This is a genomic window from Paludisphaera sp., assembly GCF_037189885.1.
GTDB lineage: Bacteria > Planctomycetota > Planctomycetia > Isosphaerales > Isosphaeraceae > Paludisphaera.
The window spans coordinates 67,622-83,412 of record NZ_JBBCIR010000004.1 but is presented as its reverse complement, the minus strand read 5'-3'; the positions used below and the strand labels follow the sequence as shown (position 1 = coordinate 83,412).

Below are 15,791 nucleotides of genomic sequence, written 5' to 3'. Positions count from 1 at the left end.
GCGCGGGCGTCGGGATTCGCGGGCGCTCAGACGAGGACTTCCTCCCGGCCGCTGGGGTCGGGCAGGTCGATCGCGCCCTGGTCGTAGAGGATGCGGATCCGCTCCGCGACCTCCACCTGCGCGACCTCGGTGTCGGAGAGGCGGAACGGGCCCAGGCCTTCCAGGTGGCGCTGGAGCACCAGGGCGGCCGAGGCGTTCAGCGCCCCCAGCACCTTCGCCCGCAGCGGCGGGGCCGAGCCCGCCAGGGCCAGCGCCCAGGCCTCGGCGTCCTCGGAGTGGAAGGCGGCGCGGATCTCGGCGTCCCCCATTCGGAGGACGTCCTCGAAGACGAAGCAGAGCCGGCGCAGGCCCATGCCGAGGAACTCCTCCAGCACCACGGCCTGCTCCTCCGGGTCGACTCGGTCCATCCGGGCGATCTCCCAGGTGACGGCCTCGACCGCCTCCTGGTCCAGGTGCGCGAGCATCTGCGACGAGACCGACTGCTCCAGGCTGACCAGCACGATCGCCGCCTTGCGCAGCGGCGGGATCGACGCGGCCGAGGGGGGCTCGGCGGGCGTGGGACCCGGGCCGGCCGACGGGCCTCGCGGCGGCTCGGCGGGGTCCTCGCGCCAGGGCATGGGCCGGGATGACGCGGACGGGGACGACGTGGCGCTCATGACTTACCCCCACCCTGGACCGTCCATCGGTTCAGGACGCTGAAGGCCGCCTCGGGGTTGCGACGCACGAATTCGAGCACCCGCTCGGTGGGCGCCGGAGTGCCGGGCGAGCCGCGATGGTAGCGGGTCTCGCCGCGCCTGGGGGCCGCCTTCCGGGTCGGCTGCCGGCCGAGGACCCAAGTCCCCAGCGCCACCAGGGCCGCCGCCGCCGCGCCCGCCCCCCCCGCCACGGCCCACTCGCGGGCCGATCGCCGCGAGCCCGCCGCCGCGGCCGGCGAGGGGCCCTCGGCCGGCATCTCGTCGGGCAGCACGTCGACGATCGTCGGCGCCCAGTCGACGTCGCCCTCGGTCGAGGCCAGCCTCACGGTCGTCTGGATGACCTGCTCGGTCTTGTTCTTGTTCGCGATGTAGTCCTCGTGCGACGGCTGGCCGCCGCCGGGGTGGCGGCTCACGTCGTAGTAATGGCTCCGCGGCACGAACACCCACGCCCCGCCACGTTTCCGGGTGGGCTCGCTCGTCGCGACGAGGGCCGGGACCAGGTCGTCGATCCGCGGGGCCGGCTCGTCGGCGTCCACCTCCATCGCCCGGTTGAGCCCGACCGACACCCCCGGCTCGCGCCTCGGCGCGGGGGGAGGGAGCGGCTCGGCTTCGGAGGGAGCGTCCTCGAGCTGGACCAGGACGAGGACGCCCTTGATCCATGAGAGCTTGTCCATGATGCGGCGGGTCAGCTCCTCCTCGCGGGCGCGGTTGCTCGACTGCGCGGCGAGGTCCGGCTGGGCGGGGTCGCGGTAGATCCGCCCCTCGCCGTCGCCGATCCAGAACGACTCCCGCGTCAGCCCCGGGGAGGCGGCGGCCAGGATCGAGATGATCGACTCCACCGTCCCCGGCGACAGCTCCGCGCCGGACTCGGTCCTCACCTGGACCAGGCAGGTCGGCTTCGCGGCGAGCTTCGCGGAGGGGCGGGACCGCTCGCGGACGGGGAGCGAGACGAAGGAGCTTTCGACGCCCGGCAGGCCGTCGATGATCGATTCGAAGACCTTCGCCCGATCGCGCTGGAGCCGCTCGTCGCGCTCGCGGGAGGACTCGAACAGCCAGGAGGAGGGGGCGGAGCCCTCGCGTAGCTCGTCGGGGGTGCGGGGGCCGAGGTCCAGCTTGGCGACGACCTCCGCGGCGACGTCGGCCGACCGGCTCGGGACGATCACCCGGCGGCCGTCGATCGCGTAATCGAGGCCGCGCGACTGGAAGGCCCGCTCGATCTTCTCCAGGTCGACCTTGCGGAACGACCGGCCCGAGGCCAGCGGCACGCGGTCGGCCGGGGCGACCGACCAGGCGGCCAGGCATCCCGCCACGGCGAGCGTCCCCGCCAGCAGGGCCAGCAGGCCGAGCCTCGCCGCCGCCGGCCGGTCGGACGTCGCCTTGCGGGCGCGGTCGAGCCAGGAGCGGAGCCGGGCCGGCGTCGCGCCGATCGCGTCGATGCGGAAGGTCGCCATCCATCCTCCACGGGTCCGCCCCCGACGCATGGGCGCCGCGGCGTCCGGGCCCGTCCCTGGGCCGACGCCCCCGGCGCGTCGCGGGGCGACCGTGTTATCCACATTCCGCCGGCGCTGTCAATCGCGGCCGGCGCGACGGCCCGGCCGGGCTCAGGCGAACAGCGATTCCACGAAGGCGTCGGCGTCGAAGGGCTGGAAGTCCTCGATGCCCTCCCCCACGCCGACGAACTTGATGGGGAGCTTCATGGTCTGCCGGACGGCCACCGCGACGCCCCCTTTGGCCGTGCCGTCGAGCTTCGTCAGGATGACGCCCGTGGTGCCGATGCTCTTGGTGAAGACCTCGGCCTGGCGGATGGCGTTCTGGCCGTTGGTGCCGTCGATGACCAGCAACACCTCGTGCGGCGCCCCGGGGATCTGGCGGCGGACGACGCCGACGATCTTCTCCAGCTCGCGCATCAGGTGGGTCTGCGTGTGGAGCCGGCCGGCGGTGTCGACGATCAGCACGTCGGAGCCCCGCGCCAGGGCGCGCTGGCAGGCGTCGTGGGCGACGCTGGCGGGGTCGGCCCCCGGCGCGCCGCGGACGATCTCGCAGCCGGCGCGGCCGGCCCAGATGGAGAGCTGGTCGGCCGCCGCGGCGCGGAAGGTGTCGCACGCCGCCAGGCAGACCGACTTCCCCTCGTCGCGCAGCCGCTGCGCCAGCTTGGCGATGGAGGTCGTCTTGCCCGAGCCGTTCACGCCGGCGATCAGGTAGACGCTCGGCTTCTTCGCCGCGACCGCCAGCGTCTCGACGCCCGGCTCGTCCAGCAGCTCCTTGAGCTGCCGCTTCACCAGCGCGACGAGGTTCTCGTCGGCGGTCTTCTCGGCGAACGCCTCGCGCACCGAGTCGATGATCCGCGCCGTCGCCACGACGCCGACGTCCGCCTGGATGAGCCGGCCTTCCAGCTCGTCCAGGAACGCCTGGTCCACCTTGCGCCCGAACCACGACCGGACGTCGAACAGCCGCGCCGTGCGAGCCAGCCCCTTCTTGAACCGCTCCAGGATCCCCTTGATCGCCATGTCCGCCCTTCCGTCTCGCCTATTCGCGTCCGACCATGCCGACCCGTCATCGTAACATCAGGGCAGGTCGGACATCAGCCGAACCGGCGGCCGGACGCGATACACCGCGATGGTCCCGTCGTCGGTCGTCGCGACGGGCACCCGCCCGTCGAGCGGCCGGAAGAAGCCGTCCGGCCCCCAGGGGCCATGCTGGAGCGAGGCCGACACCCCGAGGTAGCCGGTCGTCGCCGATTCCAACGGCGGGGGCTCCGGCCATGCTCCCACGGCGTCGACGACGTGATGGACCCCCGCCACGCCATACGCGGCGGGGTCGACGTCGCCGAAGTAGTAGAGGGTCAGGTCGCGGAACTCCGGGCGCTCGTCCTGGAGCCGCCGCAACGAGCGCAGGCCCTGGCCCCAGTCCAGGTTGGAGTCCGCCAGCACGTACCGGCCGCCGCCCCGGCCGCCGGCCAGCGGGTTGAAATAGGTCAGCTCGTGGGGGAAGACGCTCGCCACCGCGATCGCCTGACCGATCAGCCCCAGCGACACGACGACCCGCGCCGCGCGACCCCGGACGCCGGCAAGGGCGGCGTCGCTTGCCAGTCGAGAGAGCCAGACGATCGCCAGGGGCGCCATCGGCAGCAGGTAGCGCACGCCGTAGTTCCGCGACGACCCGATCGAGGCGACGAGGAAGAACAGCAACGCCGCCTGCAACAGACCCTTGTCGGGCTCGCGTGTCAGGCAGTTGCGGAGGCCGTCTCGGAAGAACCGGGCGCCCGCCAGCAGCCAGAACGCCAGCGGCACCTTCACCGCCAGGGCGACGAGGTAGTAGTGCCGCCATCCCCACATCCGGCGCTCGCCCAGCAGGTAGCTCGGGCCGCCGGTGGCCTGGTGTTTCATCTGGGTCGCGAAACCCACCCAGTCCTGGGGGATCGGCGTCTCGTACGCCCGCGAAATCAGCCCCGCGAATCGGCCCGTCGCGCTGGGGTGGTCGCCGACGTGGGGGCTCAACGGGAGGGTCGCGAAGCCCGTCAGCGCGAAGTCGGCCGCGAGCATCGCCGCGACGAACCCGGCCATGGCCAGCCCCTTCCGAAGCAGCGCGCGCCGGGAGCGGTCGTGCAGCCACCAGACGACGCCCAGGATCGGCGGGTAGACGATCGCCGTGAACTTGCAGGCGAACGCCAGCCCGCAGAGCGCGGCGGACGCCCAGAACCAGCGGCGGCGGCCGGTCGCCAGGAACGAGCCGAAGGCCAGGAACGTCGCGGCGGTCGCGACGGTCAGCGGCACCTCCATCGTCACGAGCGAGCCGTGCGCGATCAGGTTCGGGCTCAGGGCGTAGAGCCACGCCGCGAACGCCATCGCCCAGGGGCCGTTGAGGTTCCGCGCCCAGAGGGCCGAGACGGCGAGCCCGGCCAGCCAGATCCAGGACGCCCCCAGCCGCGCGATCGGCAGCAGCTCGGCCTGGCGTCCGGGCTGATCGGCGATCAGGTCGCCGCGTCCGGAGAGGTCCAGGGCCAGGTACGTCGGCGCGAGCTGGGCTTTCCAGAAGAGGTTCGGCGTGCCCATCCGGGTGATCCCGACGGGGTCGCCGGTTCGCCACCACCGGGCGGCGGCGTTGAGGTAGGTCGTCTCGTCGTAGGTCGCCGAGGAGGAGACGGCCGCGGCCCAGACGAGGAGCCAGCCGACGACCGCCGCGGCCAGGGTCGCGGCCGCTGCAGCATGGCGTCGCACGGGTCAGCCCTCCCCGGCCCGGCCGCGTTCCATCGCGGCGACCAGCCGGGCGGCCTCCAGGGCGTCCCGGATCGTCGGGGCCTGCGAGGGGAGGCCTTGGACGAGCCGGTGGAACTGGTCGTTGAGCACGTCGCCGACGGTCGGTTCCACGGGGAGGCGTTCCTCGTGGGGGCCTTCGGCGTCCCACCACTGGATATGGTCGGGCATCTCCAACCAGGCCACGCCGCGCTCGGCGAACACCTGGATGCCGGAAGGGGGGAGGAAGCGACCGGCATCGCCCCACTCGGCCCGGTGGTACAGGCTGTAAGAGACCTGCGCCGTGCCGCCGTCGGGGACGCGGGCGGCGAAGGAGTCGAAGTCGCGATCGTCGGCGCTCCGGGCGCGGCCCGGGAGGACCTGGGAGCCGAACGCCGAGACGGTCGTCGGGCACGCGCCGAAGATGAACGAGCACCAGTCGAGCAGGTAGCTCCCCGGGTCCACGGCCAGCGGCGCCGGGGCGAGCTGCGCGGTCGGGCCGGGCTGGGCGTAGCGGTCGAAGCCGAGGATTCGAGACTGGCCGACGACCAGGCGCGGCCGGCCGAGGGTCGTCCCCAGCAGCTCGCGGAGGCGGATCGTCGCCGGGTAGCAGCGGCGGGCGAACTCGGGCATGAACGGGACGCCGGACTGCTCCACGCGCGTCGCCAGTCGCTCCAGCTCCCGCGGGTCGGCCGAAAGCGGCAGGGCGCAGTAGATGGGCTTGCCGGCGTCGCAGGCGAGGAAGGCGGCATGGAGGCCGAACCACTGGGGGGCCGTCAGGTAGACGACGTCCACGTCGGGCCGGGCGATGAGGGCCGCGAGCCCCTCGCTCGCCGCGCAGCCGAGCTGCGCCGCCTCGATCTCCGCGCGGCGGGCCACCTGATCGTGGACGGCCGTCACGCGGAAGCGGTCGTGGAGCCGCGCCAGCGACGGCTTGTGGCGACTTTCCCACAGCCGACCCAGGCCGACGACCCCGACCCGCAGCCGTTCCGGCCTCGTCGCGTCCTCCAAGACCTAGCCTCCAGAGCCAGCCGTCGGTCCCCTCCGTCCCCAAGAGGTTATCAATTCCCCCAACTCGCGGCCACCCGGAGCGACGGCCGACGGGCCTCAGCTCGGATCGATGCCCCGCTCGCGGAGCATCGCCGCCATCCTCTCGACCTGATCCCTCAATGCGGCGGCGTGGGCGTCGGCCTCCTCGCGGATCCGTCGATCGGCCTCCGCCCGACGCTCGGCCTCTTCGCGAAGGCGACGGTCCGACTCGGCGCGAAGGTCGGCCTCCGCGCGTAGCTGGCGCTCGGATTCCGTCAGGCGCTCGGCGACCCGGCGGCGGCGACGCTCCGCGCGGGCGATCCTCCGCGCCGCCTTCTCGTCCTTCGCCAGCTCGCCGAAGGTCCGGAACGGTCGGCCCTCGGGGTCGAGGATCACCAACGCCTCCTTCCGCGGGGGGGCCTTGAAGGTGACCCCCAGCCGAGGGCTGGTCCAGCCGTCCGCGCTGATGGGCCGCGGGCCGTCGGGACGCCGCAGCCAGCCTTCGAAGTCGCCGCTCTCCGGGTCGTAGAAGTAGTACTCCTCGACGCCGCGCGAGTCGTAACGACGCCGCTTCTCGGCCATCTCGTCCGGCGTGTTCGTATGCGAGGCGACATCGAAGACCACCTGCGGGACGACTCCGTCCTCGACCCATTCGCGATAGGATCGCCGGTCTCCCTTGGGACGGCCGAAGACGACCATGGCGTCGGGGGCCATCACGTCCGTCTTGTCCCCCTTGGTGGCATACCAGAGGAGGTCGCCGGCGACGAAGACGTTGGGGTACGCGGCGAAAAGCGCGTCGAGCCCCTCCTTGATGGTGACGATCCAGCGGAACTGGGTGGTGCTCTCGGCCATCGGCCTGCCGTCGCTGGAGGGGTATTCCGGCTCATACGGGTCGATGTAGCTCAGATCCCGCATCCACGACCGAGGGCCCGGCTGGGCGGTGCTCATGGCGAGGACTCCCGCGCTTCGAGGCCAAGACAAGCGTTCAGATCATATCTAGCACGAATCGTCCGGGCCCGCCAGTTGACGTCCCGGCGGCGGCTGGGAGATGGGTCGCCCGCCGTTGGCTTCGTTCGTCATCGCGAGACTCCCAGCGATTTCGCGCAACTCATTGACTTGAGTCACCTTACCCGAAAATCGAGTTGGCTTCGTTCGTCGTTTTCGAATGCATTTCTCGATCCCCGCCGGGGGAGGCCATGGTCGCGGGCAACCCGACCATCCGACGGCGCGCCCGGGACTGGTCGCGGCTCGGCTGTCGTGGCTCATGCGACGCGACGGCGTGCTCTCGCTCGTCCCACCGATTCCAGGTTTTCAAAGAACGGGCTCCACGATCTCCCATAACAGTCCGCGGCGGCCGGTCGGTGATTTCAGCTTTCCGGTGATATTTTTCGCCGGACCCGCCCGGCTCGGGGTGAGCGGGTGGGGCACTCACGAGGGGCCTTTCAATCTGCCCCTGAGCGACCTTGTGCGTCAGGCCGATCGCCTCGGCGTGCTCGCGCGTGAAGGAAGACTCGGTGGTATCGCGCGGCACGAGCACCGGGCCGTCGACCGCCGCGAATCGCTCGTGCGTCGCGGCGAAGTGTCCGGCGAGGATGTCGGCCTCGTCCACGCGGTCGTTGTCGAGGAAGCGGTACGCGGCCTTGGTGGCCGCCCAGTCGCCGCGCGCCAGCGGGATTGTCCGGCCGATGCCCCGAGACAACTGCCCCATCAGGATCCCGAACCGCTTGCCGAGTCGGGCGTCGGCGAACTCGTAGCCGGCCAGCTCCTGATCGACCCACGACCCCATGACCTCGGCTCCGCCCGAAGGATTGAGGCCGCCCGTGGCATCACCGCGACAATAACCGAACGTCCGCCACCTCGGGCGCGACGAATTCCCCGCACATGCCGCGTCACGTAATTTCGTGCCAGTCCGACCTGCTCACGCCCGCCTCTTCCCAGTCGGACAACGCCTCCTCAATGTTCGCGTAGTTGTCCCACTTGCATGGCAAGTTGATGTCTTCGTACTGGAATACGTACGCGCCGCCGTCGCCTTCCTCCACTTCGAGCCAACGAATACCCTTCCGTACTTTGTCAGGGGGGAATTCGTACCGTAGTTTCATCGATCCGTCAGCGGAAAATGGACGTTCCGCCCTCCGTTAAACTCGAAGTGGCCGCGTGGAAGTCCGCCCTTGTCCCGCGGGGGCTCCCCTCGTGGGTGCCCTCCCCTCCGGCCGACGCGTTCTCGATTCGCCAAAATGGAAAGGCATCCCCGGATCATCCCTGGCTCAGCAGGCCGGCGAGGGCTTCATCGATCATGTCCATGCGGGCGAGGCCTCGGCGAAGGTCGGATGGGATGGCCGACTCGCCCCAAAAAGCGCCGGCGAGTTGGCCGCAGACGGCGCCGGTGGTGTCGGCGTCGTCGCCGAGGTTGACGGCGCGGAGGACGGCCTCCTCGAAGCTCGCGGCGTCGTGGAACGCCCAGAGCGCCGCCTCCAGGCTCTGGACCACCCACCCCGAGCCACGGATCTCGGGCGGGGCCTGGTGGCGGAAGCTCCCGGCGGCGACTTCTCGGATCAAGGGGTGCAGCGCCTCGGCCGCCTCGATCCGCCTCAGCGACGGCCAGCCCGGGGACAGCACCTCGTCGCGGTCCTCCCCCAGGATCAACGCGGCCAGCACGACGGCCAGGTAGCGGCAGGCCGAGAGGCATTGCGGGCTGGCGTGCGTCGGCAGGCTCGACTCGGCGCCCAGCCGCGCCAGGTCTTCCGCCCGGTCGGGATGGAGTCCGGCGTGGCGAATTGGTACCGGGGCCAGCCGCATGATCGAGCCGTTGCCGCTGGCGGACTCCGCCGGGTTGCCCGACGTCCTCGCGTCGCGGCCCGACTCGAACCGCGATAGGGCGAGGCTCGTCGCGATGCCGACGTCGAAGCAACGGCCGTTGACCGAGTACGCTCCGGAGCGCCGCCATTTGAGGTAGCGGGCCGCCTGATCGTCGAGGTCCCACCCGGCCGTCGCCAGGCTGTCGGCCAGGGCGAGGGCCATGCTGGTGTCGTCGGTCCACTCCCCGGGGGCGAGGCCGTGGGGGCCGCCGTCGCGATAACCGACCACCGGCGCGAACGTCCCCGGCGGGCGGAACTCCACCGCCGCCCCCAGCGCGTCCCCCACCGCCATCCCGACCAGCGCCCCGCGTCGCCGGTCCGTCGTCGCGGCATCCGTCGATTTCGTCCCCATGTCCGTCTCCTCGTGGTGAGCGCCGGCTCAGGCCCCGGGCGGGCAGAACTTCCCCAGCACGGCCGCGCGGCGGGCGCCGGTTACGGACGGCAGCGACGTGGGGTGGCCGAAGAGGGCCTCGTGGGCCAGCACGGCGAACGCCATGGCCTCGCGAGCGTCGCCGGGGACGCCGCGATCGTCCCCCAGCAGCAGCCGCGCCGGGGCGAGCAGTTCGGCGATCCGGCCGAACAGCGCGGGGTTTCTCACGCCGCCGCCGGCCCCGATCACTTCGACGACCGGCGGCACGAACCGGGCGAAGGCGTCGGCCACCGTCCGCGCGGTGTACTCGGTCAGGGTCGCCATCAGGTCGGCGTCGAACCGGCCCAGCAGCGCCCCGGCGCGCTCCACGAAGGCGTCGCCGTACATCTCGAACCCGGTCGACTTCGGCGGTCGCCGAGCCAGGTACTCGTCCTCGGCCAGGAGCCGGGCCACGAGCGCCTCGTCGACCCGCCCCGCCCGCGCGAGCGCCCCGTCGCGGTCGCAGGCGAGCGCCCCGCCGGTGACGCGCCGGGCCAGGCGGTCGAGCAGCGAGTTCGCCGGGCCGGTGTCGAAGCCGAAGACCTTCGAGGGGTCGGGGTCGAGCACGGTGACGTTGGCGATCCCCCCCAGATTGAGCACCGCCCGGCGCTCGGGGGCGGACTCGGGCTCGCGGGGGGCGTACAGGATGATGTCGGCGAAGGGCGAGATGGGCGCCCCCTCGCCGCCGGCCGCGATGTCGCGCATGCGGAAGTCGGCAATGACCAGGGCGCCGGTCCGCTCGGCCAGGACGTCGCCGTCCCCCACCTGGAGCGTCGCGCCGATCGCGCCCGGCACCGAACTGTGATGATAGACCGTCTGGCCGTGCGAGCCGATCAGGTCGACGTCGCCCGGCGAGAGCCCCGCCCTGTCCACCGCCGCGCGAAACGCGTCGGCGAACGCCTCCGCGACCAGCACGCCCATCTCGGCGACGTCGCGCACCCGCCAGTCCTTCAGGCCGAGGATCCGGGCGCGGGTCTCGGCGGGATAGGGGGACTCCGCGTAGTGGAGCAGGTCGACCCTCGCCCCGGGACGATCCGCCGATGGGAGGCCGGAGCCGTGGACCCGGCAGACCGCCGCGTCGATCGAGTCGGCGCTGGTCCCGGAGATCATCCCCACCACCACCCGCGACGGCTTCCGCGTCCGGGAGGCCAACATCTCGGCGATCGCGCTCATGCTGCTTGGGACTCCGTCGTCGCGTCCATCGGCCGTGGGGCCGTCCGCCCCGATCCCCCGCGTCATCCTAGCACGTCCAGCCCGCCCGGACGGAGCAATCCTCGTCGCCGTAACGACTGTCGCGCGGGGGGGGCGTCGGGCGGAGGATTCTCGTCCTTGAGTCATTTCCCCGTGTGATATAATTCGGAGCGACGGGGGAGGGCCGGAGGAGCCGATCCCCCTCGCCAGCGACCGATCGCGAGCCGGGCGTTCGCCTCCGGCCTCGGCGTCCGTCGTGACCGCCAGACTGATTGACTACCATCTGATTTGCAACAACGGAGCGGTGCGAGGAGACGCAACCCCCGATCAGCGCCAGTTTTCCGCGACAGGATGACCGTCAGGGCCGCATCCGAGAGCCGCCGTCCGTCGTCATCTTCATCTCCGCTGGACTCTACGCGCCGGATTCGGGTCGACCCGCGTCAGCATCGCCTCCGCCCGGGAGGACGGTCGACCATGCGCCGGATCGGGAACCCACGCTTGGCCTGGTTGCTCGCCCTGCTTCTCTCCTGGGCCCCCTTCTCGACGGCCGCCGCCCCGCGCGACGAGTCGGCGACGACGACGGCGACCGCCCAGGCCGAGGACGCGGCGACCGACGCCGACGTCGCGATGGAGCGAGGGCTGGACCGGGAGCGGGAGAAGAACTGGTCGGGGGCCATCGAGGTCTACCGCGACGCGATGGCGAAGTGGCCCAGCCGGACCGACTTCCGTCGCCGGATGCGGCTGTGCGAGCTGCACTTCAAGCTCGGCAAGCGCTATCATGACGCCAGCTTCCGGTCCGTCCTGCTCCGCCTGCCCCGCGAGCAGTCCGCCGACCTGTACTCCGAGGTGCTGGAGCGGATCCAGAGCTTCTACGTCGACTCCGTCGGCCTGGAGCCCCTGCTCCGCCACGGCCTGGACAACCTGGAGGTGGCCCTCCGCGACCCGACCTTCCTGAAGCTCAACGCCACCACGACCGAGCCCGCCCGGATCGCCTGGCTCCGCGAGCAGTACAAGGGGTTGCGGACCCGCCTGGCGGTCGCCGACCGCGAGTCGGCCGTCGCCCTGGCGCTCCAGGCCGCCGACCTCGGCCGCCACGGGCTGGGGATCGAGGCCACGCCGATCCTCCTTGAGTTCACCTACGGGGCGTGCGACGCGCTCGACGACTTCACCAGCTACCTCACGCCCGACAAGCTGGAAGACCTGTACGCGATGATCGACGGCAACTTCGTCGGCCTTGGGGTCGAGCTGAAGGGGACGCCCGAGGGGCTGAAGCTCGTCGGCGTGATCCGCGGTGGGCCGGCGTGGGAGGCGGGCCTCGTCGCCGGCGACCAGATCGTCAAGATCGCCGGCCAGCCGGTCAAGGGGCTGGGGCTCGACGAGGCGGCGAACCGGCTCCAGGGGACCGAGGGGTCGAGCGTGGATCTCGAGGTCCTGAAGCGCGACTCCAGCGTGGCCGTCCTGCGGCTGGTCCGCCGCCACGTGGACGTGGAGAGCGTCACCCGGGCCACGATCGTCGACGAGTCTCGCGGCATCGGCTACGTCCAACTCTCGGGCTTCCAGAAGAGTTCGACCGAGGAGATCGACCAGGCGCTCTCCGGGCTGACGGAACTGGGGATGAAGACGCTGGTGCTGGACCTCCGCGGCAACCCCGGCGGGCTGCTGAACGTGGCCGTCGACATCGCCGACCGCTTCATCGACACCGGCGTCATCGTCTCCACCCGGGGCCGCGCCTCGGGGCAGTCGCAGGTCTTCCAGGCCGACGGCCGGGCGCGATGGCGGATGCCGCTGTACGTCCTGGTCGATCGCGAGAGCGCCTCGGCCAGCGAGATCCTCGCCGGCGCGTTGCAGGACCACAAGCGGGCCGTGATCGTCGGCGACCGCACCTACGGCAAGGGGTCGGTGCAGAGCATCTTCTCGCTCCGCTCCGCCCCGGCCGGGCTCAAGCTGACGACCGCCAAGTTCTACTCCCCCCTCGACCGCGCCTACAGCGAGCGCGGGGTGACGCCGGACATGCCCGTGAAGCCCCACGTCGTCGCCCGGCCGGTCGACGGCGCCGAGCCCGAGGCCCTGGACGACCCCCCGACCGGCGACCCCCGCACCGACCCGGTGCTGGCCGCCGCCATCCGCGCCGCCGACGAGTCGTCGCGGGCCCAGGCGTCCGCCCGCTGACGTCGCCCGCCCAGCCCCCACCCCGCCCCCGGGCCTCCCCCGGGGGCCTTCTCTTTTCGAAGGAAGCCCCACCGTGAAGATCGTCGTCCTCGACGGCCGGACGCTCAACGACGACCCCCGGGCCTGGTCCGGGCTCGAACCCTTCGGCGAGGTCTCCTACCACCCCGTCACCGCGCCCGAGGACGTGCTGGAACGCTCCGCCGGGGCCGACGTCCTGATCGTCAACAAGTGCCCGATCCGCGAGGCGACCCTCGCCAAGCTCCCGGACCTGAAGTTCATCGCCGTGACCGCCACCGGGTTCGACTGCGTGGACGTCGCCGCGGCGAAGGATCGCGGCGTCGTGGTTTCCAACGTTCGCGGATACAGCACCGACTCGGTGGCGCAGCTCACCTTCGCGCTGCTGCTGGAGCTGACGCTCCAGGTGGGCGTCCACAGCAACGCCGTATTCGCGGGCGAGTGGGCGTCGCAGCCGGACTTCTCGATCCGCAAGACGCCGCTGGTGGAGCTGGCGGGCAAGACGATGGGGATCGTGGGCCTGGGCCAGATCGGCCGGAAGGTCGCGGGGATCGCCGAGGCGTTCGGGATGCCGGTCATCGCCCATCGCCCCAGCGGACGGACGCCCGAGCCCTCCGACCCGATCCCGGCCGTGGGCCTCGACGAGCTGTTCGAGCGGGCCGACGTGATCAGCCTCCACTGCCCCCTGACCCCCGCCACCGAGGGGATGGTGAACGCCGACCGCCTGAAGCGAGCGAGGCCGACCGCCTACCTGCTGAACACCGGCCGCGGTGCCCTGATCGTGGAGCAAGACCTGGCCGACGCCCTGAACGCCGGGACGATCGCCGGCGCGGCGGTGGACGTGGTCACGCGCGAGCCGATCGCGCCGGACAACCCGCTCCTGAAGGCGAAAAACTGCGTCATCACCCCGCACATCGCCTGGGCCACGGGCGAGGCCCGCGAGCGGCTGATGGAGGCGACGGTCGCGAACGTCGCGGCCTTCGCGGCCGGGAAGCCGACCAACGTGGTGGGCTGAAGTCCGACGCGATTCGAAACGCCGCGAGCCGACCGGGGGTCCGGCCGGCTCGCGACGAGGTTTGCCTCGGGGCGTTCGCCGAGGTCGGTCGTCCCGGTCAGTCGTTGATGACGACGGGGGCCTTGACCGGGGCCGCGGCGAGGGCCTTGGAGCCCAGGGTGAGGTAGTCGCCGACGATGCGGAGGATCTCGTCGTTGTAGAAGTCGGGGACCCAGGCCTCGCGCTCGTTGTACTTCTTCTTGGCGCGCTTGTCCTTCTTCTCCTTCTCCTCGGCGGCCTTCTCTTCCTCGTCGGGGATGAACTCGGCCTTGAACTTGGCCTCCTCGAGCGGGATCTGGTGCTTGGCCTTGCGGTCCAGGTACTGCTTGATGCGGCCTTCCAGCTTCTGGAAGCCGGGGTCGTCCGAGCGACGCGCGGCGGACCGGGCCTTGACGGCGGCGACGAGGTCGTCGGGGGTGCGGTTCCACTTCTCGTGCGGCAGCGGGTCGACCTTCTCGAACTTCAGGGCGAAGTCCATCTTGCCCTCGCCGACGTCCATGGAGTCGCGGAGCGACGGCAGGTGGACGTGGGGGGCGACGCCGTTGATCTGGGTGCTGTCGCCGTTGGCCCGGTAGAACTGCTGGATGGTGAGCTTCAGCGCCCCGCGGTTCTTCGCCCGGTCGCCGCCGCGGCGGCCGAGGTCGCCGATGTTGACGATGCTCTGGACGGTCCCCTTGCCGAAGGTGCTGGAGTCGCCGATGATCAGCCCGCGGCCGTAGTCGGCGATGACGCCGGCGAAGATCTCCGAGGCGCTGGCGCTGGACTTGTTGATCAGGACGACCAGCGGGCCGTCCCACGCCGTCCCGTCGTCGTCGTCGCGGAGCGACTTGACGCCCACGGCGTCCTTCACCTGGACGACCGGGCCGGTGTCGATGAACAGGCCGGAGAGGGTCTTCGCCTCTTCGAGCAGGCCGCCGCCGTTGTCGCGGAGGTCCATGACGATCGCCTCGACGCCCTCGACCTTGAACTCGTCGATCAGGCGCTGGCAGTCGATCGTGGCGGAGACGGCGTTCGGGTCGCCGCGGAGGATGGCCATGGTGTCGCCGTAGAAGGCCGGCAGGTTGATCACGCCGACCTTGACCTGGCGGCCGTCGGCCTCGACCTCCAGCACCTTCCCCTTGGCGTGCTGCTCGGTCAGCTCGACCTTGCCGCGGGTGATGGCGTACTCCTTGAGCTCCTTCGCCTCGGCGGTCTGGACGATCAGCTTGACCACGGTGCCGCTCTTGCCGCGGATGAACCGGACCACGTCGCTGAGCTTCTTCTCGATCAGGCTGGTCTCGGAGCCGTCCTCGTTGCGGATGCCGACGATCTTGTCGTCGGGCTGGAGCCGCCCGTCCTTGTCGGCCGGGCCGTTGGGGACGATCTCCTTGACGACCGCGTAGCCGTCCTCCGAGCCGAGCGACGCGCCGATCCCCTCCAGCGACAGGTGGAGCTGCTGGTTGAGGAGGTCTTCGAGGTTCTTGGGGCCGAGGTAGGCCGAGTGGGGGTCGAAGGTCCGTGTCAGGCTGGACAGGTAGATTTCCAGCAGCTCGCCGGAGTCGAGCTGGTGGAAGATCCGGTTGCGATCGCGGTAGCGGACGGTCAGCTTCTGGACGATCTCATCCTGGGAGAGCGAGCCGTCCATGCGGAAGCCGAGCTGCTCCAGCTTCAGCTTCTTGCGCCAGCGCTCGTCGGCCTCGGCCTTGTCGACGGGGTAGTCGAGCAGGTCGGGGTCGTCGACGATGTACTCGTCGACCGTGAAGTCGAACGGCTTGGCGAGCAGGTCCATCACCGTCTTGTAGCGCTGGTCCTGGCGCTCCAGGAAGCGGTCGAAGACCCGGCGGGCGAAGCTCACGTCGCCGCGGCGGACCTGGTCGTCCAGGTCGGTCGCTTCCTTCTTGAACTCCTCGACGTCGGCCTTGAGGAAGTAGTTCTTCTGGGGGTCGAGATCCTTGAGGAAGTTGTCGCACCACTTCACCGCGATGTCGTCGTCGATGACCGGGTGGGCCATGTGACCGCGCTCCACCAGCGCGACGACGGTGCGGGCGATCTCCTGCTCCTCGTCGGTCGGAGTGGGGGCCTGGGCCCCCACGATCGCGGCCATCAGGAACAGGAGCCCGATCAGCGAGAGTGGACGTAAGGCAATTCGCGGCATGGGGATGT

12 protein-coding genes are annotated in these 15,791 nt (G+C 71.3%); 2 read left to right on the top strand and 10 right to left on the bottom strand.

The window, feature by feature from the left end; all coding sequences use genetic code 11:
- Positions 1–26 precede the first annotated feature (26 nt).
- The 9 genes from WG209_RS00930 to WG209_RS00890 all read right to left on the bottom strand — a co-directional run bounded on the left by WG209_RS00930 (position 27) and on the right by WG209_RS00890 (position 10,393).
- The gene (locus WG209_RS00930; protein WP_337173108.1) at positions 27–656 is read right to left on the bottom strand and encodes a FliG C-terminal domain-containing protein; all 630 of its coding nucleotides are present in this window, start codon (positions 654–656) and stop codon (positions 27–29) included.
- Entirely contained in the window at positions 653–2,146 is a 1,494-nt protein-coding gene (locus WG209_RS00925) for a hypothetical protein (protein WP_337173107.1), read from the bottom strand. Before WG209_RS00925 ends, WG209_RS00930 begins: the two co-directional genes overlap by 4 nt.
- Before the next feature lie 150 nt (positions 2,147–2,296).
- On the bottom strand, positions 2,297–3,202 hold the full coding sequence (ftsY, locus tag WG209_RS00920; RefSeq protein WP_337173106.1) for a signal recognition particle-docking protein FtsY: 906 nt from the start codon (positions 3,200–3,202) through the stop codon (positions 2,297–2,299).
- A gap of 57 nt (positions 3,203–3,259) precedes the next feature.
- A complete protein-coding gene (locus WG209_RS00915; RefSeq protein WP_337173105.1) occupies positions 3,260–4,912 on the bottom strand; it encodes a glycosyltransferase family 39 protein in 1,653 nt (550 codons plus the stop codon).
- A 3-nt stretch (positions 4,913–4,915) separates the two neighbouring features.
- Complete coding sequence (locus WG209_RS00910; protein ID WP_337173104.1) at positions 4,916–5,938, bottom strand: Gfo/Idh/MocA family oxidoreductase; 1,023 nt, start codon at positions 5,936–5,938, stop codon at positions 4,916–4,918.
- Between the two features lie 96 nt (positions 5,939–6,034).
- Entirely contained in the window at positions 6,035–6,904 is an 870-nt protein-coding gene (locus WG209_RS00905) for a Uma2 family endonuclease (protein ID WP_337173103.1), read from the bottom strand.
- 178 nt (positions 6,905–7,082) lie between these two features.
- Positions 7,083–7,742: a transposase DNA-binding-containing protein gene (locus tag WG209_RS00900; protein ID WP_337173102.1), complete on the bottom strand. Its 660-nt coding sequence runs from the start codon at positions 7,740–7,742 to the stop codon at positions 7,083–7,085.
- A 467-nt stretch (positions 7,743–8,209) separates the two neighbouring features.
- Positions 8,210–9,163 carry an ADP-ribosylglycohydrolase family protein gene (locus tag WG209_RS00895; RefSeq protein ID WP_337173101.1) on the bottom strand — a complete coding sequence of 318 codons (954 nt, stop codon included), beginning with the start codon at positions 9,161–9,163 and terminating at the stop codon, positions 8,210–8,212.
- A 27-nt stretch (positions 9,164–9,190) separates the two neighbouring features.
- A complete protein-coding gene (locus tag WG209_RS00890; RefSeq protein WP_337173100.1) occupies positions 9,191–10,393 on the bottom strand; it encodes an anhydro-N-acetylmuramic acid kinase in 1,203 nt (400 codons plus the stop codon).
- Positions 10,394–10,909: 516 nt separating this feature from the next.
- On the opposite strand from WG209_RS00890, the gene WG209_RS00885 reads away from it, so the two are divergent.
- Positions 10,910–12,580 carry a S41 family peptidase gene (locus WG209_RS00885; protein ID WP_337173099.1) on the top strand — a complete coding sequence of 557 codons (1,671 nt, stop codon included), beginning with the start codon at positions 10,910–10,912 and terminating at the stop codon, positions 12,578–12,580.
- 73 nt (positions 12,581–12,653) lie between these two features.
- Positions 12,654–13,610 carry a D-2-hydroxyacid dehydrogenase gene (locus tag WG209_RS00880; RefSeq protein ID WP_337173098.1) on the top strand — a complete coding sequence of 319 codons (957 nt, stop codon included), beginning with the start codon at positions 12,654–12,656 and terminating at the stop codon, positions 13,608–13,610.
- Positions 13,611–13,707: 97 nt separating this feature from the next.
- Here the strand turns inward: WG209_RS00880 and WG209_RS00875 are convergent, their stop codons facing one another.
- Positions 13,708–15,783, bottom strand: coding sequence for a carboxy terminal-processing peptidase (locus tag WG209_RS00875; protein ID WP_337173097.1), 2,076 nt, complete (start codon positions 15,781–15,783; stop codon positions 13,708–13,710).
- Positions 15,784–15,791 lie beyond the last annotated feature (8 nt).